Origin of the sequence: Flavivirga eckloniae, from assembly GCF_002886045.1 — a bacterium.
In the GTDB taxonomy this organism is placed as follows: Bacteria; Bacteroidota; Bacteroidia; order Flavobacteriales; family Flavobacteriaceae; genus Flavivirga; species Flavivirga eckloniae.
In genome coordinates, this window is sequence record NZ_CP025791.1 from 3,955,069 (window position 1) to 3,981,284 (window position 26,216).

The following is a 26,216-nucleotide window of genomic DNA, read 5'->3' on the forward strand; positions in this document are numbered from 1 at the left end:
CTAGTAGTTACTTAATCTAGCTTGAATTCATACAAATTCCCGCCATCACCATGAGCCTTTTCATCGGTAATGTAAACTGTGTTTTTATCTTTAAAACAAATACTTTCTTTTTGCGATTCGTATTTAAAATCATATTGTTTAAAAGTACCATTAAAGAAATCATTTGAAGTGAAATTGATAAACACAAAAAACGATTTTTGGGTTAATAGCACCATTTGCTTGCCGTCATCACTTATATCGGCTGAGGTTACCCAGCAATTGGACGTATTACAAGAACTAAACGTACTAATCAACTCAGCGACATGATTACCTTTTTTAGCAGGGATCTTATATAAGTGTGTTTTACCAAAATCGTTTTTCACACGACTTTTGGTAAACAAATACAAACTATCATTATAATGAAAGAACGCCTCGCAATCGAAATGCATTTTTTTCTTTTTAGGAGGGAATTTTTCCTGATTCGAATACTTAAAAGAAATACGTTCAACAGCAGCTTTATCAGAACCCTTTAAAGCCTCCGCACTAACCTTAAGAATGACTAAATTTTTACGTTTATTAGTATTGTTACCAAAATCACCAATATAAAGATTACCTTCATTATCTGATGATAAATCTTCCCAATCATGATTTTTGGCGTCAATTTTCAGCTCCTTTTCTATGATTCCGTTTCTATTCAAACCATAAATTTTAGAGCTGTTTCCGCTATCATTCAACATCCATATTACATCCGATTTTGTAGTGGTATCTATTCCTGAAGCTTCATTTAAGACTTTAGGTAAATCGGCAATTACATGAGTGCTATCCTGATTGCAGGAAACTGTTAATAGTATTGCTAACAAAAGAAATTTATTCATTTGGGCTTTCATCATTTATAATGCTAAATTTACGCAGTAATTTTTAATATGAAGGAATACGACGTTATTATTGTAGGAGGTGGAGCAGCAGGTTTTTTTGCTGCCATTAATATTGCAGAGTTTAATCCGGGTTTAAAAGTAGCTATTTTAGAGCGGGCTAAAGAAGGGCTTCAAAAGGTAAAAATATCTGGAGGCGGGCGTTGTAATGTTACCCATGCGGAGTTTATACCTTCGGAATTGGTGCAAAACTATCCGAGAGGAGAAAAGGAGCTACTGGGACCGTTTCATCAGTTTATGACCGGAGATACAATGGAGTGGTTTGATAAACGGGGAGTAGAATTAAAAATTGAAGATGATGGGCGTATATTTCCTGTGTCGAATTCATCGCAAACCATTATTGATTGCTTTTTAAATGAAGCAAAAAAGAATGGCGTTGAGATATTGTACAATCATGTCGTAAAGTCGATTCAAAAACACAACGAATTATGGGAGCTGGAAACGGCTCAAGGTACTTTTACATCACAAAAAATACTAATAGCAACAGGTAGTAGTCCAAAAGTTTGGAGTCTTGTAGAATCTTTAGGACATACCATTGTACAGCCCGTACCTTCACTTTTTACGTTCGATATTAAAGATCCACGCATTAAAGATATTCCAGGGGTTGTAGCCCAAAATGTAGCGGTTAAGGTGGTTGGTAGTCAATTAGAGTCCGAAGGACCATTGCTTATCACTCATGTTGGTATGAGTGCTCCGGCAATTTTAAAACTTTCAGCTTTTGGTGCTTTGGAACTGGCAAAACGTGATTATAAATTTCAAATAGAAATTGATTTCATCAGACAAACTTTCGAAGATTGCTTGGATACTTTAAAAACATTTAAACAAGATTTAGCCAAGAAAACTGTATTTAAGTTTGCGCAATATGATTTGCCTAAACGGTTGTGGCAACAATTAGTGTTAGCGTCTAATATCGCAACAACGACGACTTGGGCAGATACAAACAAACAACAATTGGAAGCATTAGCATCGCAACTAACACAAGCCGTTTTTAATGTAACCGGCAAAAGTACCTTTAAAGAAGAGTTTGTTACAGCTGGAGGTATCAATTTAAAAGAGGTTAATTTTAAAACCTTCGAAAGTAAACTTCATAACAACCTGTATTTTGCTGGCGAAATATTAAATATAGATGCCATAACCGGTGGTTTTAATTTTCAGAATGCATGGACTGGGGCTTATATTGTTGCGAAGTCTATTGCAGATTAACATTTCCCCTCTAAAAAGAGGGGTAAGGGCAATGTCGTTTAGTTAAGAGTTTTTAAGTTCTCAATGTCAGATTGGGCCTTTCGTCTACGCTCAAGACAGGCTAAAGTCGAAACCTCTTTATTCATTGATGTTAAAAAGTTCTCGACTGCGCTTGAACAGACATAAATTTCCTTAACTAAATGACATTGGGGGTAAGGGGTGTGCTCTTAATAAAACTTTAAGTTTATATGAAAATATATCATAATTATAAATTAAAGGACACTGCGTCTCATTTTTCTAAGGCTTAGGAAGTTTACAAAGCAATAATGGGTGATATGAAAAAAAAAGATAATGAAGGAATTCTAAAAACAAATTTTTTAAATGCAAGTATACATAGCACTTTTAAGAGGTATTAACGTAAGCGGACAAAAGAAAATCCCCATGGCAGAGCTAAGGGAGTTACTTACCAATACGGGATTGAAAAATGTAAAGACTTACATCCAAAGCGGAAATGTTATTTTTAAGTCACCCGAAAAGGATAACGCAAAACTAGAACTTAAAATACATCAGGCAATTAAAACACATTTTGGTTTCGAAGTGCCGATTCTTGTTAAAACACCAAAAGAACTACAGCAGGTTTTTGATGAGTGCCCATTTCCGGAAGAGAAAAAAACGAACAGTTATTTTACGTTACTATATTCGATTCCAGATACAGCGTTGGTTAAAGAAGCGGCAGAAATGTCGTATCCAAATGAGGAGTTTGTTATAACTAACAACTGCATTTATTTTTACTGTTCGATAGGTTACGGAAAAGCCAAATACAACAATAATTTTTTTGAGCGTAAGCTTAAAACAACATCTACCGCTAGGAATTATAAGACTATGGTGAAACTTTTAGAAATGACTTCGGATGAATCCTAGTTTCTTGTAAATTTCATTAAAGGGCCATCAACTTCGGGATGATCGGATAAGAATAAATACCCATCCTTGAAATAATAATCATATTCAACCGATAAGATTGTTATTTTGCCCTCACTTAATGAGAAATCATAATTCCCAGAACTTAATATTTCCAGGTTTTCAGAGGGATTATTGACAACAGTTATTTTATTGTTTTCTAAATTGAAACTCCAAACATGTTCACCTATCTGGAAATCTACAGGTTTACATTCGCAAGTTACATCAATTAAGTGCCATGTACCATTTAGTTCATTTTGAATTGGTTTGTCATCATCTGAACAAGAGTAGATAATACCGGCGAGGGCTAAAAGTAGGATGATTTTTTTCATAGTATTTTCAATGTTTTGTTTATTAGATGCAAAAGCATTAGTTAGGTTGCGCCAAATAATAATTTACAAATAGGTGACCAATTGGATATTTCCTATTTTTGCCAAATTAAATGGCAGATTTAAACAAGAATGCAAGAAGATCAATTTATACCAAAACCCTACGCAAACTCTATTAAAAGTGGAAGTTTTACATGGTCGTCGCCAAGTAATATCGCTTTAGTTAAATATTGGGGTAAAAAAGAACATCAAATTCCAGAAAATCCTTCCGTTAGTTTTACACTCGATAATTGTAAAACGATTACAACAGTGAGTTTTTCAAAAAAAGAAAATCAAGATGAGTTTTCTTTTGATGTTTTTTTAGATGGTGATAAAAAGGATGGTTTTAAACCAAAAATTGAGACTTTCTTCAATCGAATTGAAGCATATCTACCGTTTTTAAAACACTATCACTTTAAAATTGAAACCTCAAACACCTTTCCGCATAGTTCTGGAATTGCATCTTCAGCTAGTGGTATGAGTGCTTTGGCTATGTGCTTAATGAGTATTGAAAAATCACTAATGGAATCCGATGGCAGCTTGAGCGCAGTCGAAAGGTCTTTTTCCGATAGTTTTTTTATTCAAAAAGCATCATTCTTAGCGCGTTTAGGTTCCGGAAGCGCCTGTAGAAGCCTGGAAGGCGATTTAGTGGTTTGGGGAAAACATGGCGATATTGAAGGAAGTTCAGACCTCTTTGGAGTAAAATATCCATATGAAGTGCACCAAAACTTTAAAGAATATCAAGACACTATTTTATTAGTAGATAAAGGTGAAAAGCAAGTAAGCAGTACGGTAGGTCATAATTTAATGCATGGTCATCCGTTTGCACAAGAACGTTTTAAGCAAGCTCATAAAAACCTATCTAACCTAATAAACGTGTTTAAGAAAGGGAATTTGGATGGATTTATAGAAATAGTTGAAAGTGAGGCACTAACGCTTCATGCTATGATGATGACCAGTATGCCGTATTTTATTTTAATGAAGCCAAACACTCTGGAAATAATAAACAAAATATGGGCATTTAGAGAAAAAACGGGCTCTAAAGTATGTTTTACTTTGGACGCGGGAGCAAATGTTCATGTTTTATTTCCTAAAAAAGAAAGTGAAAAAATTAGCGAATTTATTAAAAATGAACTAGTTGCATATTGTCAAAATGAGCATTTTATTAGCGATAGAATTGGTTTTGGAGCAAAACAATTGTAATTTTGTAAAACCAAATCAAAAAATAACTTGATGAAAGGACCTCTTTTTTACTCAAAAATATTACTCTTCGGAGAGTATGGAATTATAAAAGATTCTAAAGGGTTGTCTATTCCTTATAACTTTTATAATGGCGCTTTAAAAACCGATGAGAACCCTTCGGAAGCCGCTGTTGAATCAAACGAAAGTTTAAAGCGTTTCGTTAGTTATTTAGAAGGTATTAGCCCCGAATTAGTGACTTTCGATATAGAATTGTTAAAGCAGCACGTAACAGCTGGTATGTATTTCGATTCTTCTATCCCTCAAGGTTATGGTGTTGGAAGTAGCGGAGCCTTGGTTGCAGCTATTTACGATAAATATGCTCAGAATAAAATTACGGTTTTAGAGAATTTAACACGTGAAAAGTTGCTGAAATTAAAAGCCATTTTTTCGGCAATGGAATCTTTCTTTCATGGTAAATCCTCTGGTTTAGATCCATTAAATAGCTATTTAAGCATCCCAATCCTTATAAAATCTAAAGATAATATTGAAGCAACGGGAATTCCTTCACAAAAAAACGAAGGGAAAAATGCAGTGTTTTTATTAGACAGCGGTATTATAGGAGAAACGGCACCAATGGTAAGTCTTTTTATGGAGAACATGAAGCAAGAAGGTTTCCGTAGTATGCTTAAAAACCAATTTATAAAACATACCGACGCTTGTATAGACGATTTTTTAAATGGAAATATTAAATCGTTGTTTAAGAATACAAAGAGTTTGTCTAAAGTGGTTTTAAACCATTTTAAACCTATGATTCCACAACAGTTTCATGAACTTTGGAAAAAAGGAATAGAAACAAACGAATACTATTTAAAACTTTGCGGTTCTGGTGGCGGTGGATATATTCTTGGATTTACTGAAGATATTGATAAGGCAAAGAAATCGCTTCGCGATTATAAATTGGAAGTCGTTTATAACTTCTAAATATCTCGCATACCATTTTCTGAACTTCTGCGAAAAGCGCATCTGCCGGGAGTCCATTTGTTTAATCTTCGGGTAGTTGAAGCAGCCTCGAAATAAGTTTAGAATATCAACAATAAGTTTCTATGCTAAATAGAAGGCAAAAACATATCCTACTTAAATTTTTTAGCTTATTTTCTGTTGTTAGAGGATACAATATCTTAATTATTGTTATTGCCCAATATATGGCGTCTATTTATATTTTAGCGCACAACAGACCGTTAAAGCAAGTTGTTTTCGATATTAATTTATTTATGATTGTTTTAGCTTCTTCATTAACAATAGCCGGGGGATATATTATAAATAACTTTTACGATTCAGAAAAAGATTTAATCAACAGGCCTATTAAATCTAGGTTAGACAGGCTGGTAAGTCAGAATACAAAACTCTCTTTCTATTTTGTTTTAAACTTTTTAGCAGTTATTATGGCTAGTTCTGTTTCGTTTAAAGCAGTTATCTTTTTTTCTATTTACATTTTTGCCATTTGGTTTTATTCGCATAAATTAAAAAAGCAACCATTTATAGGTAATCTAACATCGGCTATTTTAACCATTACACCCTTTTTCGCCATTTTTATGTATTATAAAAATTTCGAAAAGGTCATTTTTGTACATGCCATGTTTTTGTTTTTAATTATTTCCATGCGAGAGCTTACCAAGGATCTAGAGAACATTAAGGGCGATTTAGTTCAGAACTATAAAACGATTCCAATTGCCTACGGCGAAAAAGCATCTAAAGTCATGCTGACTATTTTGGCTGTTTTAACTCTAATCCCTACCTATTTATTGCTGTTCGTATTTGGAGTAGGGCATATGTATTTATATTTTTATTTAAGTACATTATTATTACTTGGGTTTTTGGTGTTTATTTGGATATCGGAAACAAAGTCGCACTATCTTATTCTACATAATGTGTTAAAACTTATTATTGTTTTAGGTGTTTTTAGTATTTTGTTAATCGATGTTACCGTCGTTTTAAACAGAATCTAATGGAAAACTTATTAAAAGTAGCACTGGCACAAATCTCGCCCGTTTGGTTAAACAAAGCAGAGACCTTAAAAAAGGTTGAACAATCTATTGTAGATAGTGCAAAAGAAGGAGCAGAACTCATTGTTTTTGGTGAAGGTTTAGTTCCTGGTTATCCATTTTGGTTGGCATTAACAGGAGGTGCCGAGTGGAATAAAACGGTAAACAAACAATTACATGCGCATTATGTGTCTAATGCCATTTGCATAGAAAAGGGTGATCTGGAATCGGTTTGTAACCTTTCAAAAAAACATAAAATAGCCATTTATCTGGGGATTATAGAACGCCCGTTAGACAGGGGAGGACATAGCGTATATGCATCCTTAGTATATATAAATGAAAAGGGAAACATTCAATCGGTACACAGAAAATTACAACCAACCTATGATGAGCGTTTAACATGGTCTCCGGGGGATGGAAACGGGCTACAGGTACATCCATTAAAACAATTTACGGTTGGAGGATTAAACTGTTGGGAAAATTGGATGCCCTTACCAAGAGCCGCTTTGTATGGCTTAGGCGAAGATTTACATATTGCTGTATGGCCAGGAGGCGATCATAATACAAAAGATATTACCCGTTTTATAGCTAGAGAATCGCGTTCTTTCGTAATATCAGTATCCAGTTTAATGACTAAAAAAGACTTTCCTAAAGATACCCCGCATTTAGATCAGATATTAGAAAAAGCTCCAGATGTTTTAGCCAATGGAGGTAGTTGTATAGCTGGCCCAGATGGAGAATGGGTTATTGAACCTGTTTTAGATAAAGAAGGTTTAATTATACATACAATCGATTTTAATCGTGTATTGGAGGAACGTCAGAACTTCGATCCTGTTGGGCATTATTCGCGCCCAGATGTAACAAAATTGACTGTTAATAGAGAACGACAGTCAACAGTTGCATTTAAAGAAAACACGAAGGAATAAATCTACTCTTATTAATAGAAAAGAATTACTGGAGGCTTACCTCGGGGTAGCTCGATTCATGGTATTTTGTATTTAAAAACCAATACTTTATAGTTTTAAAGTTTACAAAAATAATTTGCTGCAAAATAATTAATTAGCTATATTCGTACGATGCGTAAGTAATTAGCTACTTAATTGTGGTTTTGATGATGCTCTCTCATGATTACTTTATGAATTAAAAAAGTTGTTGAGGATAAGTTGTGTTTTATGACTATAAAAACAAAAAGTAATATCTAAAATAAGTTTTAATTTAAATTATTTAATTATGAGTATTGCAAGTTCAAAAGACGTATTACAAATCCCACCGGGCAACCTGGTAAAAATAAACTCTGTTATATTGAGCGGTGAGATATCCTTTTTGCACAAAAGCACAAAGACCCCATTCCCTCCTTTAGTAGAATCTTTTCAAACTAAAAATAACCGAATTCAAATAGATGCCATAATTTTTATTGATGCTTCATTTCCAACACCAAAGTTTAATGTATACCAATTGTATTGTATAAGTAACTCTGGAGATCCTAAATTACAGTTTTTTATAGATTACGATTTAAAAGAAACAGAAGCCAACGATTTTAATGCTTATCAGATAACATTTGAAGCTACAAATATTGGCGTTCCAGCAGGTATAAAATTATCGGATGTAAAAACAATCGAAGCCTATTCATGGAATATAGATCCGGTTACTTCTAGAGGAACAGAAACTACGGTACAATCCAATTAAGGTAAAATCAAAAGAAGTTAAAATAGGTCTTTTGAAGTGTAAAACCATATACTAATTTGTAAGATTTTATATATATTTGTGATAATTAACTTTCGATTAGTAAAAGTGTAATGGTTGAAATTAAACTATTAATAATTTCTTTACTGTTTTTGCATTTTACACCCTCGCTTCTACTTAAAGATCAATCTGGTGAAAATTTATTGGATACACAGATAAAGAAAAAAATTAAGGAATTTAGTTCTGAAATTAATTTCTGCAAAGCATCCCAGTTCTTTATAAAAAAGAATTGGGATTCAACTTTAGTTTACTCAATGAAACAGTTGAGTCAGACTAACAATAGCGATCTTACCGACTATTGCTATTATTATAGAGGTATTAGTTTCAAGCAAAAAAAACTTCTGGAAGAAGCTAAAAAGGAACTTAACAAAATATCTGGCAATTTTTCATTTTATCATAAAGTACGGTTGTCTTTAGGAGAAATCCTGTTAAGTCAAAATGAATTTAAAAAAGCGATAAACTATTTTTTGGAAATAGAAAAGTTGCCTGAAAATATCGATTTTGGCTTTAAAAGAAGTGTTGTTTTACATAATTTAGGAATTAGCTATTTACATCTTAATCAATTCGATAAAGCAGAACGGTACTTGCTTAAAAGTTCAGAATTGCACGTTTTAGAAAAAGACACTATTGTTTTAATAGGATCGTATGCAGATTTAGCCAACTTGTATTATGTACAATATAAAGATAGCCAAGCCATTCCATATTTTGAAAAAGCATACCATCTATCAAAAACAATTAACGATTTTGATTTAAAAAGAAAAACAGCACTAAACATGGCTGTGGTAGAAGAAAATAGAAAAAATTTCAAGCAAGCATTAATCTATAGGAAAGAATTTGAAAAGTGGAAAGACTCGTTGAGCGATCAAAATAAAGTTTGGGAAATAGCGCAATTCGAAAAGAAGCACGCAATCAATCAAAAACAAAAAGAGATCACCTTGCTTGAAATAGAAAACACACATAAAGCAAAGGAGAGAAATTGGCTTTTTTATTCTTGTGTTGCACTATTGTTATTATTAGGAATAGGCTCTTTACTTTACAATCAGAAAATTAAGAGCAATAAAATTATTCTAGCACAAAAAGCAGAATTAAACAATTTGAATGCAACAAAAGACAAGTTATTTTCTGTAGTGAGTCACGATTTAAGATCGGCAGTTAACGCACTTAAAAAAAGTAACACAAAGTTATCTGAAAATTTAGAAACTAAGAATATTGAGAAATTAGGTAAACTTCTAAAAAAGAATAGTGCTATAGCAAATGGCACTTATAATCTATTGGATAATTTACTCCACTGGGCTTTATTACAAACCAAACAACCTTATTTTAAAAAAGAGCTATTACGTTTGTTTTATATCGTAGAGCAAACAGCGTACAACTACAAGTCATTGATGCTCGACAAAAATATACATTTTGAAAATCTGGTTTTTAAAGACGATTGGGCCTTTGTAGACCAAGAATCTTTAAAAATAGTACTTAGAAACTTGTTGGATAATGCCATAAAGTTTTCCAAACAAGATGGTCTTATAAAAATATATACACTTAACAAAAACGATGTTTACTGCGATCTGGTCATAGAAGATACTGGATTGGGCATAAACGATGAAACAAGGCAAGAACTCTTAAAAGAAACTGTCATGCTTTCTAAAAAAAGAAATGAAAACAGTATAGGAACAGGATTGGGACTGCAGTTATGCAAGTCGATGGTTAAGAAAAATGATGGCAAGTTTATGATTGAAAGTGAAGAAGAAAAAGGAACAAAAATAATTGTATCACTCCATAAAAATCAAAAAAATGGATAAAGTAAATGTATTAGTTATAGAAGACACTTTAGCCGATAGCGACGCCTTAGCAAAAGTACTTTTAGCTAATGATTATAATTTAGTTGGGGTTGCAACTACCTATAACGAGGCTTTAACTCTATTTTACGAAAATAAAGTAGATATCGTTATTATTGATGTTTTCTTAAATGGTAATGCAGAAGGAATTGCCTTTGCAGAAACCATTAGTATCGTACCGGACAAGTCAATACCATTTATATTCTTAACTAGCTCATGCGATCGCGAAATATTTGATAGAGCAAAACTCACGCAACCTTTTGGCTTTTTATTAAAACCTTTTAATGAATTAGAGATTTTATACGCCATAGAAATGGCTATAGAAAAGTTTAATAACCAAACAGACGTATTTTTAAGTGAAGAGCGAGATACGGTAATAACCAACGAGTACTTATTTGTTAAAAAAGGGAAGGCGCTAAAAAAAGTACTTATAGACGATATTGTTTATATAGAAGTAGAAGAACGGTATTGTAACATAATAACCGAAAAAGAACGGTTTGTAATTTTAATATCACTAACTAAAATTTTAAAAACTTTAGACGCTACAAAGTTTTGTAGAACACATAGAAACCATATTATAAATATTGAAAAAATTGTAGAAATAATACCCACCGATAACTTAATAGTATTATCTGGAAATCATAAAGCAATTCTTAGTGATAAATACAAAGACCTTATAAAAAAGATTCGGGTTTTAAAGTAATTGTTGCTAGTTGTTTATTAATAAATATGATTAACGAAGGTAAAGTGGATTCAAATCAGTCTGGATTATTGTGAATCTTGGATAAGAAAATTTATGTCAGTTTGAGACATCCAATAAAAATTTTATCGAGTGTAAAATATTGACGTAATGTCTCCTCTAGTACTTCGGCTGTGCTCAGCATAGACTGAAGTCGAGAGGTCTTAAGGACGTCTCGACTGCGCTCGACCGGACACAGGTCAATCATCAATTTAAGTGGTGTTTATAAAACGACGTCAATGGCAGACTTGAGACAAAAGCTTTATCAAGCGGAGGTAATGACGTCATCGGGTGTCATTCAGAAGCCGTGCCTGCCGGCAGGCAGGGAGGTACGACTGAAGAATCTTTAGGAATAATTTATTAAAAGATTCCCTGCCTGCCGGCAGGCAGGTTCGCTGCGCTCTGAATGACAAACTGTTCTAAATTAAGCTTTTAACAAAATACGTCAATGGCAGTGATCCCGATTTTCTTCGGGATCGTATCGAAAACAAATAATTTTTTGACAAAAAAGCTTCTCGATAGTTCCGCTGAGCGTAGTCGAAGTGACATATTGCTCCCTAAACAAGATTCACGCTAATTATTCATAGATACCCAGCACAAGTGATTCAATTCTTTATTATTCGTGTATTCGTGGCTTAGCAGAAGTAGTCGCACTAGACGCGAATAACAACCAGATTTAAGAGAATGAAGCCAATTCCTAATCCTCATTTTTTCATTTTCGCTTTCAATCATAAACTTATACCATTTTTTACGGCTCTTATGCATAAGAATCTTCGTCTTATGTCTTTTTTTCATTTTCAGGTTTAATCCTATTGTAATTTTAGAATAGAAAAAAACGAAGCTAGCAGAATTTATTTTCTAAACAGGTTTTAGGTTAACTACGCAATACTCGACTTGCATGTATTTACATGAATTACAAATGTTGATTATTGAAGTTGTTAGCGGAAACCATTTACCTAAACGTGGAGCAGAACCCACTTAAATAAACGAACCTACTTACAAAGGTCATAATTGTAAGGGCGGAACCTGAAAAGCCTTACGAGTAAGAAATTAAACAATTTATTATGAGTCATTTAAGAATGAATTTTGCTAATGAAGCAACCGAAGGAACACCATATAAACTAGTGTGTAAAAACGATTCAACTGTGCCATGGGTATTTTATGTATACCAAACTATGCCGTCACAGCCATCTGATGTTTTTTCTTTAGCTTGGTTTGCTTCTCCATATAAACTTTCTCCAGGTTCAACGATAACATTCGATTGGACTATTGATTATTCATTTGTTTGGGGTAATACAGGTACTGTATCTCCAGGAGTTAATTACCAAGCTGGAGGTAGTAAATCATGTAGTCTTACTGGTCCAAACATGACAACATTTAGTACAGACGATAATGCACCACAACTTAGTAATCCTGTTCCAGGAGGACAAGCAGGGAGTTTAACTATTAATGAAGCTTCAAATGTGCCTAATGGTACTTACTCAACAGGAATAGGAATGTCTGGTCAAGGTACTTTTGTGCAACAAGCATTAACAAATGCAACTCAGGTGTACACACCAGAGCCAAAGTATTGGATTGCTGCTGCTACCGAAATGCAAATGGGAGTGGTATTAGCTCAAAACATTGCTCAAACTGCGGAAATAGATTTTCCTAATAATACTTATACCATGTATGCGACATTGAAATCGGATCAAACATGGAACATTAGTGCAAATCAAGCTGTTTTAAACGAAGCGCTTGTAGACTATTAAGCCATTTTACGCTTTTAATAATACATATGAGGCGAGTTTTTAAACTCGCCTCATTCATACAATAAAAAATGATCCTAGACTTTTCAAAAGAAAATGCTGCTACCCAATACTCTTTAAAGTGCATCAATAATTCAGACAGTAACTGGTACTTTTATATCTATCAGAGAATGCTCAATCAGGAAGACAATGATGTTTATTCACTGGTATGGATGGCAAGTCCTTATAAAATAGGTAAAAACTCTTTTATAATATTCACTTGGTCTTTAGAAGATTCTTTTTGGTGGTTTAATACAGGAGATTTACAAATAGATGTAGTTCCTGCTTCAGGAGGTGATATATCGGCAAGTTTACCTTCAAATAATAGTACAACATTTAGTATAGTAGACAATACACCGAAACTTTCAAGTGCCGTTTCGGGAACGCCGTCGGATAAATTTTTAATTAAAGGAGAAGATAATATACCCAATTATACTTTTTCTACAGGTATAGGAATGTCCGATTTTGCAACTTATTTAAAGCAAAGCTATACTAACACATCACAGGAATTTGATTCCAACACAACCTTTTGGATCGCAGCCACAACATCTCAAAAGCAGGTAACAGGAGTACTTAGCCAAACCAATATTTCAAATGCGGCAATATTTTCATTTCCCGTTAATGTTTATAACCTAACAGCTTCTCTGGGAGAAGATAATTTATGGACAATTTCATGATTTTACTTTAACAAATACGATTCTAAAAAAATAGACATATATGAACTCTAATGAAACCTTAAACAATGAAGATCTTTTGTTTGCGATGCAGCAAAGAAATTTAGTATATAACTACAATTTTTTAAACTACAGTAATAAAACGGTCGATTCGGCTGTTACCTATGGGCATCCAGACGGATGGGTGTACCAAGATGCCGGAACCGGCGGACTTGTTAGTTTCGATCCAACAACGAATTCCTGCATACTAAAAAAGAGCAGTGGTAACGATTTAATGACCTTTTCTCAAGCCATTAGCGAATTTCCTCGTTGGGAAGATACGCTTCAGGGAAAAACGGTAAGCGCCACTACTGTTATAGAAGTTCCTGGGAATTCGGGTTGCGAAGTTACCTTTTCATTATCAGACGGGAAAGGCACTAGTAGTAAGTCCGTTTATTTTGATGCAGGAGAAACCAAAGAAATCGATATTAGCATCGATGTAAACGAAAAGGCTACCAATTTAGTGGTTGCCATTGAAAGCAGCACTAGCGAAATTGTATTATACGTACATAAAGTCTACGCCAATGTTGGCAATATCGCTTTAGAAAATTTAGCCTGTATGGTAGAGGGAACTATTGGAGTTCGTAAACAGTACGTGTCCACAGATATTCCGCCAGCAGTAGAACTATCATTATGCACCGCGAGCATAGAACTATCAGATGCTTATACAAGATTAAACTCCTATTTAAACGGAAAATTTGGTGTAGGATCAAACGGTAATTCTCTACTCCCCGATATGCGCGGTTATTTTAGTAGAGCGTGGGACAATGGAGCAAAAACAGATCCAGATGCGGCAAACAGAACGGCTCTTGGTAAAGGAACAGTAACAGGAGATAACGTGGGTACTGTAGAAGAAGACGAGTTTAAAGCGCATACACATGGTTTACAGTTTGATCTTAGTGGACAAATACCTGCAGGAACAGCCGCATCGCTTGCCAGTATTAACAAAGCGCTTACATCTAATACAGAAAGTACAGGAGGTGCCGAGACACGAGGTAAAAACATATCGGAATTATATACCATGAAATGGGCCTAGATTATATATAACAACCTAATAATTTGAACAAAAATGAAAAGCAAAGATATTTTATTCAGACTATCTCCAGATTATAAGAATCAATTTGTAGATATTCAAAAAACGACAGTTAACTTGGGTTTGGAGTTCCAAAACGGAAAACATACCATAACAACAAAGGCGGTAAGTATTGGCCGACTTGAATATATTAATAGTATGTCTTTATACGCTGAACTTTCTTTTACTTATGAGTTTGATGCAAAACACAAGGTTTTAACAATATGTGGGACAGATTATGAAGCTAAAGAATCTATGACTTTAACAACCTTTCCTGAAGGTACAGCAGAATATTGCCACCAAGGTTATTCAAAATGTACAATTGAGGATGAAGGAAGCATGTGTAACCCCAATTGGAACTACAATACACAGATGACACCAAACCTTGAAAGTCTTTTTGTTGATGTAATAAAAGAAGCAAATAACACTTTAATTGAAACATTGCAAAATATTGAAGGGTTAACCGTGCAAATAAAAACTTCGCCACCACAATTGTCTCCAGAAGCATATTTGGAAACTTTGCTAGTATACAAAAAGGGTGAATTTGTAGGTATATATGATCCTAAAGAAGATTACGGAGATGATTATTCGTTTAAATCCATTGAATCTGTTTGGGGTGGTGAAGTTACATTTAACTATGGCGAAAACTTTGCCAATGTAATAGGGAGTAGTCATGATCCGCATATAGGTGGAAAATCCTGGATTGGTTTATGGCAAGCTCAATATGGCCTAGCTACAACTTGTACTTCCTTGAATTATAAAGGTTTTCATTGTAATGTAAGTTCTGGCTTAGTAGGAGGCCATGTTATTTTAGGGACTGTAGCGCTTAAGGAACCAGCAGGCTCAGATAGTGTTTACATTATGCCTATTTGTACTGCACATAATAATAACGATAATGTATATATGGCAGCGCTGCAATATGTAAAAGGTATTTGGCTGAAAAACTATTTGAACAAACAAACCGTAATGGGAGAAAATAATAACGCAAAAGAAGAAAGTTTAGATTATGCCAAACATTAGTTTAGTTACCCTGGCTGGAATACCAGGTATAGATCAAGCAGCCATGACTCAAAATGATCCTAATGCCTGTGGGGCTTACGTCATCATAGGATCGGTAGGTGCTTTTGGAATATTTCCATTAGTAACAGACCTTGCTTATACGAATGAAGGACCACAGGAAGTCGATAATGCATCAGCTACGGCACTAGCCGACGATTATCATCAATTAAGTGCAAAAGCTTATATGGTCACAGGGATTTTAAACAATAATATTCCCGAACAACCAGCAGCAGTAGTACCTGAGTTGTTAGCAGCAGGAAATGTATATAATTCTCCTGCAGCAATGGCGCAAGTGGCAATAGATTTAGGAAGACCTGCGCCACAGATAAACGCTCAGGCGGCAGGTTATGCCTTTTTGAATGTTTTATATCCGAGAGAAACGCCAAGATGTGTAGAGGTAGTTGGTGATGCCAATGTAGATATAGATGCAGGTGATTATGCAGCGCCGGGTGCAGGCCAAACCCACGCCGTTTGTGTACAAGTTAATGGAGGCGGATTACATTGGGTAGCCCAAGGTAGCGATGGTCAATTTTACGACCCAGACGATGGAAGTTTAAATAATAACTGGGAACCTGTTCATACAGGTGACCCTATGGGAGTTAATTATGCGTTCACTGGGTTGTGGATGGTTATTAGTTAGTCGTAATTTATTAATATGAATAGAATGGCTGTCTAAAAAGTGTCATTCAGAACATAGTGAACCTGCCTGCCGGCAGGCAGGGAATCTCTTAAAAATTAAACATCTGTTTATTAAGGTGTTGGGATTTTTGGCTTTAGTTTATGTAGGAGCGCAGACGAAGTGTTCAAAATGACAATCCAAGAACTTTTTAGACAGCCTTATTTTTTTGTTAAAGCTAAACGACTAATTTTATTGCGGTTTTAAAAAAGAATTCTAATTTATCATTTTGATGTTTGAAAGCCAATGGCTTTACTTACCTTTGCAAAAATTATAATTATGAGCAAGGAACGCAATAATAAAAGCAAGGGAAAGACTTCGTTTGGAGGTTCAAAGAAAAACTTCAAGAAAAGTTTTGTGAAGGGAGATGCCTCTTTTAAAAAAAATGATGCTCAGCAAAATAAAAAACCGTCTAATCCAAACGAGATTAGATTAAATAAATATGTGGCTAATTCCGGAATGTGTTCGCGCCGGGAAGCCGATGTTCATATTGCCACAGGCTTAGTTTCTGTAAACGGGAAGGTGGTTACCGAAATGGGATATAAAGTTAAGATGGGGGATGAGGTTAAATACGACGGTGCACGTATTTATCCGGAAAAGAAAGCCTACGTACTTCTTAACAAACCTAAAGGTTTTGCTACCACAACAAGCGAAGGGAAAGGTAGAACGGTTATGGATTTGGTTGCTAATGCTACAGCTTCCAGAATAAAACCTATAGGTCGTTTGGGTAGAAACTCAAAAGGATTATTGTTATTTACAAATGATGATATCATTGTAGATAAGTTTACAAACTCTAAAAATGGCGTGCCTCGATTATTTCACATAGAATTAAATAAAAACTTAAAGCTGGAAGACTTAAAAAAGATCCAGGCTGGTTTTAAAATTGAAGACAAACTAATAGCTGTGGAAGAGATTAGTTATATCGATGGTGCTTCAAAAAAAGAAATAGGTCTTAAAATTAAAAATACAGGAAACACGATTATTCGTTCCATATTCGATTATTTAAAGTATGACATTGAAAGTTTAGACTGCGTTGCTATTGGTCACCTTACTAAAAAGGATATTCCTCGCGGATCGTGGAAACATCTTACTGAACAGGAGCTAAATACATTAAAAATGCTTTAAAAGATCGAAAAATCTTCAAAAAAATAACCTTCAAAAAACGTTAAATTAAATTTTTTATATTTCATTTGTAATAGCATTTAGCTGAACATTATGAAATGTTTTTATACGTTCGGGTTTTTGAAAATTAGGAAGTCAAATTCAAAAACAGTTTGTAGGATAAATAACCGAATCTTAAAGCTAACTTCCGTTTATTCCAAAATATCTATTCAAAATAGATATAGATTTATGCTGCTTAATTCTGAGCGAATATTCCTAAAAAAAATTATTTATTTAAAATTTGAATGAAACAAATTCAGAAATTAATTTGTATATTAACACTACCAAATCTAAATTAAACCTAAGTGATTTTAAGAAATGAAACGAATTATTGTAGACTATCAAAAACTTAACAAAGATATTTTAAATCTTTTAGTCGAAAAATTTCCAGACGGGTATGATGATGACCATATCATTTCATTTAGAAACGCCCATAACGATTTAATCGAAGCTGTTGAAGTAAAAACAGAAGATACCATTTATTTGGTTAAAGTAGGTACGTATTTAGCTAAGGCTATGGCAGATTTTGGTGATGAAGATGATGCGGAAAGTACGAATACGCCAATACCAGATACAAATTTTAATGAAGAAGAGTAATTTATTAAATTGTTTGTAAATGGAATTAGCGATTTTTAAGCAATACGAAAACGGCTATTATACGTTTTTATTTGATGATGGCGTACAGTTAGATTTTGAGGAAATTCACCCTAAAGCACTATATCATTACGATTTAAAAAATGACAGCTCCTATATTGGAAAATCTTTTAAATTAAAATTTATTGAAGATTTTGACGATACAGATCAAGCTATTTATAGGATCCAACGTTTAGAGCTTATGGAGGAATAATGCTTCTTTGTGAATATTTCCCAGAAAAGTACCCCATAAACAATCACGTATTCCAAACCAATAATCCATAGGTTTTCAGATTTGTCGGCACTGTTAAGGTTTATATAAGCCAGGTAGCTTAGTATAATAACAAAACTCCAAACCAACGGGAATTTGTATTTGGTAAATACAGAAAGTATTAAAAGGGTTGCAACGTACCAAGGGTGTACCGTGGTTGCTGTGAAATAATAAAAAGATAATACCAATACCATAGCCGTTATAAGCTCAACGGTTGTTTTATTTTTCCTGAAAAATGTTATAATAAAAACAAATAGAACAACAATAATAGGAGTCACTTTACCAATAATGGCTATTTCATTATAGCCCCTAAACAAATACCCAATTTCCCGTGCTAAGTAGTAAATACTGGCATTAAACTCAAAGTTTTGAAACCATAAACCAACCGTTTTTGCATAATTGTTTACGAATTCTGATGAATAAAAGGGAGCAAACAACAAGACTGTAGTTATTAAAACAATGGTGTAAAACCCAATTAGTTTTTTAATTCCATTTAATGTGTTATTGCGAGGAGGTAACGACAAAGCAATCTGTTTATCAATAGGAGGCTTCTCGTTGTTTTGTTCATTCGAAATAACATTACGTTTCATAAAATATTGAAAAAACAAAGGCAAAAATATGAGCGGAATTAACTTAACCGAAATAGATAAAGCTAAAACAACCGCAGCCCATTGCCACTTCCCAGAATATAATAAATACAAACTCCAAATAAGAAAAAATATCATAACCCCTTCAAAGTGAAGGTTGCCTGTTAACTCAATAATAATAAAGGGATTTAAAATATACCAAAAGATATTATGAGCAGGAATGTTGAGCTTTTCAAGTAGCTTTTTGCCAAAATAAAGCGTACCAAAATCGGCAGCAATAATAATGAGCCTTAAACCAATCACAGAACTTAAAATACTTGTTCCGGGAAATAGGTTGGCAATTACAAAACAAAGCTGATTTATTGGAGGGTAATTAGTAAAATGGCTAGAATTTAATGCGCCCATGCCTTCATACAACTCGATCTGATTATGAAGTCCGGTTATAATACCCAAACTCATTTGATGGTCGGCAGTGTATAGGTAAGGGTTAAACCCGGTTAATATCATATAACCATCCCAAATAAAACGATAAAAATCTTGAGATAAGTTAGGAATTGCTAAAATAAAGACGGCACGAAACCCAAAAGCAATCCATGTTAAAAGTGATAAATTATGCTTTAGTAATTTAACCAGTTTATAGAATAAAAAGAACAAAGCAACATATAGCATAATAAGCTTTGTGTATTCTGTTCTGGTTAAATTGTAAGCAAAAGAAAAATAAAATAATAAACATGATACCGTTAGCAGTAACGGCGTTCTATTTAGTTTAAAAAAAGAGGAGCTTAAAAGCATGTGCCAAATATAATATTATTTGTTGGTCGATTTTAAAAGTTTAGCTTACTCTGCTAGTTGCAAAATATTTAAAACAGGAAAACGTTATATTGCATAAAAAACACCTACTTATGAAAACCCAAATCTTCAATATGGCAATGCTTAGTATTGCCCTAAACTTTTTGACCGCATGTGGTGGTTCTGATGATACTGTTAATAATCCAGATCCAGCAGGAGAAATTGGTGATGTAGAAAACATTCAAATTTTTCCAGAAAGCCATCCTTTAAATAAGGACATTTCCAATAGTCCAGTCGATGCAAATTCAGATTTAATAATCAACAATATAGGCACTAATAAAGGTCTTTTTCCAGACTTTGGTAGTGGTGAATGGGAAGGATCTCCTATAGGAATTCCATATGTTAGCGTTGATGGAAGTCAGCCAAAAGTACCTATAGCGTTTAGAGCAAATAATTATGATGGCAATTATGGTAATGAGAGTGATCAAGGACCATTTCCTATTCCCTTAAATGCACCCATAGAGGGCAATGGAGCAGGAGATAGCCATATTATTTCTATTGATGTAGAAAATGGAATGTTATATGAATTATATAACGCGTCCCAGGTGGGCGACGGATTTGAAGCATCATCTGCAGCAGTATTCGATTTAAACAAAGTGGCGTTTAGAACTGATGGTTGGACATCTGCAGATGCAGCAGGCTTACCCATATTTCCGTTATTAGTAAGATACCCGGAGATAGAAAAAGGAGTTATAGATCACCCGATACGATTTACCATAAGCCGTAGCAAAATATATGAAGGCTATGTACATCCTGCAAGACATTTGGTGTCTGGAAATACAGGTGATGAATTAATGCCTTTTGGTGGTAGATTACGACTTAAAGCCGATTTCGATATCAGTGGTTTTTCTAAGACCAATCAAATTATTCTTAAGGCCATGAAAACATACGGATTGATGCTCGCCGATGTAGGTTCTGATATGTTTATAACCGGAGCACCTCATGAAAAATGGGATAATGATGACCTTAAAAAACTAAAGCAAGTCACTTTGGATAATTTTGAGGTTATTGAGTTGGGGGATATTACTTTGAAGAATTAGTTTTTATTATAAATAGAACAATCTAATGTCGTTCAATAGGCCATAGAGAATTGTTTGCTTTTGATTTGTCGTTATTAACAAAGCTGGTACATCTTAGTAAGATTTGTGTAACATTAAAAGGCTATGAATATGAAAAACCCCATAAATATAATCAACAAAGGGGCCTTGTTAATTTAAAAGATTACAAGTTAATTAAAACGAATACACGGTTTTCATATAAATACGATGAGTTAATAGGCGCATAGAAAAAAAGGAAATCAATACAGAATCACTATCATACCCATGATTGAAAATCAACTTAATAAATGATCAGACTCGGTTATTTTTTATCTTTTTTCTTTCTCTGCATACACACCCGTTTAATGGCCCAAGAGGTCATCAAAATTGAACCTGACGATATTTATACGATGCAACCCGAAAGATTTCCTAATCCAACGGTAAGAGATTCGCTTACAATCGATCAGGCAATTCATTTGTCGTATACAGATACATTTATTGATAGACCAGCCATTGGAAAAGACCATTGGGCACGTTTTCAATTTGAAGTAGATACAATACATAATATCAAGCGTATTAATTTTACTTTCTCTCAGTCCGACAAGCTTGTATTATTTGTTCCCAAAAAGCAGGGAGGATTTCAGAGATATGAGGCAGGTCTTTTAATTTTTGATGAGCCGATAATAGAATTTCATCATGCAAGCAGGATTGTTATAAATACGGCACAAGTTGATTTTACAAGGCCTTTTTACTTCAAGAATATTCCTCTAACTTTTTTTGGAAACAAAGCAGTCAATACTGATGTTTCATTCGAAACATATAGTTATATACCTGTTTTTAATAAAGATACTTATAAGGATTCTATACGTAGTTATGAAACTTTTGAATTCACATTTGCAATGCTTATAGGAATGATTATTATTGCATTTGTCTTTATGATCTTACATTTTGCAATTATCAGAAAAATTTACTTTCTGTATTTCAGTCTTTATATGTTTTGCCTAATATTTAATTACGGATATCGCACGTTTTATTTTTATAACCTATATGCCGGGATAAAACCGATTCTCTACTTTTATTTTAATCAGAATGGACAATTGCTAGCACACCTGTTTTATATGTTTTTTTTCGTGTCTTTCGTCGACATGAAAAACAATTATAAGAAATTATATAAAGTAGTCAATGGTACTATTTATTTTTTCTTAGGATTTATTGTTGCTTATAATGCCCTTATTTTAATCAATCCATACACCTCTTATCATTTACTTCTTGTAAATAGTGTTATCCATATAATTTCATTTTTAAATCTACTGTATGTAATCTATGCATTTATTAAAAAAGGTACGCTGGAAACTAAAATAATGGCAATAGGCTCTGCCTGCGTAGTAATCGGGTATATTATAGCTTTTAATATTGGTTTCTTTATCCTAGTGCCCATTATCGTATTAGAAGCAGCCGTATTTATGAGTGTGCTCTCATATTTGGATCTAAAAAAATATAAAGTGATTTTAGAGTCTAAAAAGAAAAAAGAAATGGATATCCTAAAATCTGATTTTTATGCAAATATCTCGCACGAATTTAGAACCCCACTTACACTTATAGCCGTTCCAATAGAGGAGAAATTAAGCGATAAGAAACTTTCTGAAAAAGATCGCACAAATTTTGAAATGATACAACGTAATAATAAAAGATTATTAGGACTTGTAGATCAACTTCTGGAAATGTCAAAGGCAGAGTCGGGATACCAAAAACTACAAATAAACAAAGGCAATATTTTAGGTGTTATAAGTGCCATAGCAGATTCATTTGTGTACAAGGCAAAACAAAAAGGTGTTACTTATATTATAAGCGTTGAAAAAAACAGGGAAAACAGATGGTATGATCGGGATATAATAGAAAAAGTCACGATTAACTTGTTGTCAAATGCAATTAAATATACTTCTGAAGGAGGAGGAATAGTTTGTAGAGCTTTCATAAAAGAAGGTATCTTATATCTGAAAGTAAAAAATACAGGAAAAGGGCTTTCCAAAGAACAATCTGAGAAAATTTTTGAACGATTTTATCAAGTCGATAATTACCAACCAGGCTCTGGAATAGGATTGGCTTTGGTAAAGGAATTGGTGAAGTTGCATAAAGGCACTATACAGGTAGAGAGTAAACCAAATGAATGGATAGCTTTTAAGGTAGGGCTTTCTGTGCATAAAAATGACTTTAAAAATTCGGATATTCGTATTGAAACCTCAGAAAAAACCTTTGCTCCTGAACTGTTAACTCCTTGTTTTACAAATGGAGTATTAGTAAAAGAAGAAACCTCAAAAAAAAGAAATAATGAATTACCTGTGATATTGATCGTTGAGGATAATGAAGACTTGAGAATGCTACTTAAGGAAACCTTTGAAAAGGCGTATAAGGTTATCGTTGCAAAAAACGGGCGGCTAGGTATAGATCTTGCGTTAAATCATATCCCGGACCTAATTATTTCTGATATCATGATGCCTGTAAAAGATGGGGTTGAGTTAACGAGAGAGTTAAAAAATGATGAGTGTACCTGCCATATCCCTATCATCTTGCTTACTGCCAAAGTTGGAGAAGATAATGAGCTCGTAGGTATCGTAAACGGAGCCGATGATTATATCGTAAAACCTTTTAATATGAAGGTCCTGATAAGTAAGGTCAAGAATATAATTAAGCTTAGGCAAAAATTGCAAGATCGATATCGGCGGGAATCTGAAATTAATCCCAAAATGATAGCTACCAATTCTATAGACGAAAAATTTTGGGGCAGGGTCAATGACATATTACTTATAAAATTGATGGATTCTTCTTTTACTGCAGATGAATTTAGTAAGAGTATGGGCATGGCTAGAATGACACTACACAGAAAATTAAGAAGCCTTACCGGTTTATCGACTACAGAATTCGTAAATGTTGAACGGCTAAAAAAAGCAGCGCAATGTCTTAGATCTTCCGACCTTACCGTTTCAGAGATCGCTACAGATGTAGGTTTTGATACCATTTCTTATTTCAATAAGTGTTTTAAAGATATCTATCGCTGTACTCCTACAGAGTATAGAAGACGATAATTTCTTCCCGTTAATATCTTAAAACAGGACTTTCCGAAACTCTTATAACAATGTTATGTTACATATCTGTTAGTTTTTGTTACATATAAAAAAGTGAATAAAAACTCATGGTATTACTTTAGAATTTTCAAATCATAAATCATTAAAATATTCTAAAAAAACCTACTATTATGAAATCTACAACTTACATCGTGTCGAGCTTACTAATCATAGTGTCTAATATGCTTTTTGCTCAAAGTAATACTTTATATGGTACCCGGGCAGGTGCCTCACTTACCACTGGGAGTCATAATGTATTTATTGGAAATCATACCGGTCATGAGAATACAACGGGTAGTTCTAATACATTTAATGGCGGTCTTGCTGGTTATAATAATATAACGGGTAACTATAATTCCTTTAATGGTTCTTTTGCTGGTTATAAAAATACAACTGGTGGTTTTAATACCTTTAATGGTTCTTCGGCTGGTTATGATAATACGACTGGGGACAGCAATACCTTTTGTGGCAGTTTTACCGGTTATAACAATACAACGGGTAACTATAATACCTTTAATGGTTCTTCTGCTGGTTATAATAATACAACGGGACATTCTAATCTCTTTAATGGTCATGCTGCTGGTCATCAGAATACAACCGGACATTCTAATACCTTTAACGGTAGGTATGCCGGGTATTCTAATACAAAGGGTTTTCATAATACTTATAGCGGTCATAATGCTGGTAATACGAGTAGAACTGGAAACTTTAATACATTTATAGGTAGTTATGCAGGTAATAAAAATGGAAGCGGGAGTTCTAATACATTTGTTGGTGTTAGTGCTGGCGATTCCGATGCTGGATCAGGGAATACTTATTTAGGTAGAGCATCGGGTAGTGAAAACATAGGAGACAATAATGTGTTTATTGGTAACGATGCCGGGATAAATGTAACTAATGTCGATAATAAATTATACATCCAGCATGGAGGAATTAACAGAACTCCTTTAATTCTTGGGGATTTTGCAACAGGAAACATAGCATTGGGGACCCCATATATGTATAACCAATATCGACTTTATATAGATGGCGATGCTTATACTACCGGGTTATGGTTAAGATCTGATAAAAAGTTTAAAAAAGACATTACTACGATACCTAATGCATTAAAGGCTATCAATGCGCTTGAAGGTGTCACCTATCAATTTAAACAAACTGATAAGATAAAAAAATCAGGGATTCAATTACCGGTAAAACAACAATACGGTTTAATTGCACAAGAATTAGAAAAGGTCTTTCCGGATTTGGTAAAAGAAAGTCAAGACGGTTATAAAGCAGTAAACTATCAAGGACTAATTCCGGTATTGATAGAAGCAATTAAAGAGATCAATCAAGAGAAAAGTGAATTAAAAGAAGAAATTAGAAATATAAAGAAAGCTATTGAAGAAAATGATATATCACATAAACCCACAAATACAGATATTAATGAGAATACTGCACAGTTATACCAAAACATACCCAATCCTGCTATTTCAGAAACGATTATTAAATATACGACATCACCAAATACAAGGTCCACTTCAATTTTCATTTTTGATCTTAATGGAAGACAGGTAAAGGTATTTCAGAATCTTAAATCAGGAAATGGAGAACTAATGATTTCAAAAAATAAAATACCAAAAGGGCTATATCATTATAGCCTTGTATTAGATGGAAAGATCATCGATACAAAAAAAATGATAATTCAATAATTGCGTATATGATGTAAAATGAAGAGTATTACCTAACAAATTGGTAATGCTCTTTGTGTTTTTACGAATTAAAGAAGTAGATGAAACCTTCATAATTGGGACATTTACTCTGTGAATTTTTGAATCATCCTTAAATTGAATTTCTACGGTGCCTTCAGCAATAAGAGGATATACATAAATGTGATGGTTTTTTAGAATCACCTCATAATTTCTTTTCTTCAATACCTTAAACAGGACTTCTTGAAACTCTTATAACAATGATACATAACATATCTGTTAGTTTTTGTTACATATAAAAAAGTTAATAAAAACTCATGGCATTACTTTGGAATTTTCAAACTATAAATCATTAAAATATTCTAAAAACCTACTATTACGAAATCTACAACTTACATCGTGTCGAGTTTATTACTCATAGTGTCTAAATATGCTTTTTGCTCAAAGTAATACTTTATATGGTTTTCGGGCAGGTGCCTCACTTACCATGGGGAAATCATAATATATTTATTAGAAGTTCTGCTGATTAAGCGACTACGTTCGCTTGGGGTAATACATTTAATGGAACTTCTATTCTAATACACGGGATTAGGATATACTTGTGC

At 33.7% G+C, this 26,216-nt stretch carries 23 protein-coding genes; 20 read left to right on the forward strand and 3 right to left on the reverse strand.

Annotation, left to right across the window (positions count from 1 at the left end; all coding sequences use genetic code 11):
• Positions 1-11: 11 nt before the first annotated feature.
• Positions 12-854, reverse strand: a complete 843-nt coding sequence (locus tag C1H87_RS16365; protein ID WP_233783181.1) for a hypothetical protein — start codon at positions 852-854, stop codon at positions 12-14.
• Between the two features lie 48 nt (positions 855-902).
• On the opposite strand from C1H87_RS16365, the gene C1H87_RS16370 reads away from it, so the two are divergent.
• Together C1H87_RS16370 and C1H87_RS16375 are read left to right on the forward strand one after the other, a co-directional pair.
• On the forward strand, positions 903-2,114 hold the full coding sequence (locus C1H87_RS16370; protein ID WP_102756851.1) for a BaiN/RdsA family NAD(P)/FAD-dependent oxidoreductase: 1,212 nt from the start codon (positions 903-905) through the stop codon (positions 2,112-2,114).
• A gap of 360 nt (positions 2,115-2,474) precedes the next feature.
• The gene (locus tag C1H87_RS16375; RefSeq protein WP_102756852.1) at positions 2,475-3,014 is read left to right on the forward strand and encodes a DUF1697 domain-containing protein; all 540 of its coding nucleotides are present in this window, start codon (positions 2,475-2,477) and stop codon (positions 3,012-3,014) included.
• Here C1H87_RS16375 and C1H87_RS16380 read toward each other — a convergent pair.
• A complete protein-coding gene (locus C1H87_RS16380) occupies positions 3,011-3,382 on the reverse strand; it encodes a hypothetical protein (RefSeq protein ID WP_102756853.1) in 372 nt (123 codons plus the stop codon). The two genes, C1H87_RS16375 and C1H87_RS16380, sit on opposite strands and share 4 nt — an antisense overlap.
• 129 nt (positions 3,383-3,511) lie before the next feature.
• On the opposite strand from C1H87_RS16380, the gene C1H87_RS16385 reads away from it, so the two are divergent.
• The 15 genes from C1H87_RS16385 to C1H87_RS16455 all read left to right on the forward strand — a co-directional run bounded on the left by C1H87_RS16385 (position 3,512) and on the right by C1H87_RS16455 (position 18,271).
• Positions 3,512-4,621, forward strand: a complete 1,110-nt coding sequence (locus C1H87_RS16385) for a diphosphomevalonate/mevalonate 3,5-bisphosphate decarboxylase family protein (RefSeq protein WP_102756854.1) — start codon at positions 3,512-3,514, stop codon at positions 4,619-4,621.
• Between the two features lie 30 nt (positions 4,622-4,651).
• Positions 4,652-5,581 (forward strand): mevalonate kinase family protein, encoded by a 930-nt coding sequence (locus tag C1H87_RS16390; RefSeq protein WP_102756855.1) that lies wholly within the window; start codon positions 4,652-4,654, stop codon positions 5,579-5,581.
• A gap of 122 nt (positions 5,582-5,703) precedes the next feature.
• The gene (locus tag C1H87_RS16395) at positions 5,704-6,606 is read left to right on the forward strand and encodes a geranylgeranylglycerol-phosphate geranylgeranyltransferase (RefSeq protein ID WP_102756856.1); all 903 of its coding nucleotides are present in this window, start codon (positions 5,704-5,706) and stop codon (positions 6,604-6,606) included.
• A complete protein-coding gene (locus C1H87_RS16400) occupies positions 6,606-7,568 on the forward strand; it encodes a carbon-nitrogen hydrolase family protein (protein ID WP_102756857.1) in 963 nt (320 codons plus the stop codon). The genes C1H87_RS16395 and C1H87_RS16400 overlap by 1 nt, the downstream gene beginning before the upstream one ends.
• A gap of 304 nt (positions 7,569-7,872) precedes the next feature.
• Positions 7,873-8,328, forward strand: coding sequence for a hypothetical protein (locus C1H87_RS16405; protein WP_102756858.1), 456 nt, complete (start codon positions 7,873-7,875; stop codon positions 8,326-8,328).
• Positions 8,329-8,438: 110 nt separating this feature from the next.
• Complete coding sequence (locus C1H87_RS16410) at positions 8,439-10,181, forward strand: tetratricopeptide repeat-containing sensor histidine kinase (RefSeq protein WP_102756859.1); 1,743 nt, start codon at positions 8,439-8,441, stop codon at positions 10,179-10,181.
• Positions 10,174-10,920, forward strand: coding sequence for a LytR/AlgR family response regulator transcription factor (locus C1H87_RS16415; protein ID WP_102756860.1), 747 nt, complete (start codon positions 10,174-10,176; stop codon positions 10,918-10,920). The genes C1H87_RS16410 and C1H87_RS16415 overlap by 8 nt, the downstream gene beginning before the upstream one ends.
• 1,100 nt (positions 10,921-12,020) lie before the next feature.
• Complete coding sequence (locus tag C1H87_RS16420) at positions 12,021-12,707, forward strand: protein RhiA (protein ID WP_102756861.1); 687 nt, start codon at positions 12,021-12,023, stop codon at positions 12,705-12,707.
• Between the two features lie 68 nt (positions 12,708-12,775).
• Positions 12,776-13,420 carry a protein RhiA gene (locus tag C1H87_RS16425; protein WP_102756862.1) on the forward strand — a complete coding sequence of 215 codons (645 nt, stop codon included), beginning with the start codon at positions 12,776-12,778 and terminating at the stop codon, positions 13,418-13,420.
• A gap of 40 nt (positions 13,421-13,460) precedes the next feature.
• A complete protein-coding gene (locus C1H87_RS16430) occupies positions 13,461-14,492 on the forward strand; it encodes a hypothetical protein (RefSeq protein ID WP_102756863.1) in 1,032 nt (343 codons plus the stop codon).
• Positions 14,493-14,525: 33 nt separating this feature from the next.
• Entirely contained in the window at positions 14,526-15,548 is a 1,023-nt protein-coding gene (locus C1H87_RS16435; protein WP_102756864.1) for a hypothetical protein, read from the forward strand.
• Positions 15,535-16,227: a hypothetical protein gene (locus C1H87_RS16440; RefSeq protein WP_102756865.1), complete on the forward strand. Its 693-nt coding sequence runs from the start codon at positions 15,535-15,537 to the stop codon at positions 16,225-16,227. Before C1H87_RS16435 ends, C1H87_RS16440 begins: the two co-directional genes overlap by 14 nt.
• A gap of 315 nt (positions 16,228-16,542) precedes the next feature.
• A complete protein-coding gene (locus tag C1H87_RS16445) occupies positions 16,543-17,388 on the forward strand; it encodes a pseudouridine synthase (RefSeq protein WP_102758299.1) in 846 nt (281 codons plus the stop codon).
• A 354-nt stretch (positions 17,389-17,742) separates the two neighbouring features.
• A complete protein-coding gene (locus C1H87_RS16450) occupies positions 17,743-18,021 on the forward strand; it encodes a hypothetical protein (protein ID WP_102756866.1) in 279 nt (92 codons plus the stop codon).
• Between the two features lie 19 nt (positions 18,022-18,040).
• Entirely contained in the window at positions 18,041-18,271 is a 231-nt protein-coding gene (locus C1H87_RS16455) for a hypothetical protein (protein WP_102756867.1), read from the forward strand.
• On the opposite strand, the gene C1H87_RS16460 is transcribed toward C1H87_RS16455, so the two are convergent.
• A complete protein-coding gene (locus C1H87_RS16460; RefSeq protein WP_199769299.1) occupies positions 18,235-19,707 on the reverse strand; it encodes a mannosyltransferase in 1,473 nt (490 codons plus the stop codon). The two genes, C1H87_RS16455 and C1H87_RS16460, sit on opposite strands and share 37 nt — an antisense overlap.
• A gap of 110 nt (positions 19,708-19,817) precedes the next feature.
• On the opposite strand from C1H87_RS16460, the gene C1H87_RS16465 reads away from it, so the two are divergent.
• The 3 genes from C1H87_RS16465 to C1H87_RS16475 all read left to right on the forward strand — a co-directional run bounded on the left by C1H87_RS16465 (position 19,818) and on the right by C1H87_RS16475 (position 25,614).
• Positions 19,818-20,804 (forward strand): hypothetical protein, encoded by a 987-nt coding sequence (locus C1H87_RS16465; RefSeq protein ID WP_199769300.1) that lies wholly within the window; start codon positions 19,818-19,820, stop codon positions 20,802-20,804.
• Positions 20,805-21,166: 362 nt separating this feature from the next.
• Positions 21,167-23,884, forward strand: a complete 2,718-nt coding sequence (locus C1H87_RS16470) for a response regulator (RefSeq protein WP_158655257.1) — start codon at positions 21,167-21,169, stop codon at positions 23,882-23,884.
• A gap of 170 nt (positions 23,885-24,054) precedes the next feature.
• Positions 24,055-25,614: a tail fiber domain-containing protein gene (locus tag C1H87_RS16475; RefSeq protein WP_102756869.1), complete on the forward strand. Its 1,560-nt coding sequence runs from the start codon at positions 24,055-24,057 to the stop codon at positions 25,612-25,614.
• The last annotated feature ends 602 nt before the right edge of the window (positions 25,615-26,216 follow it).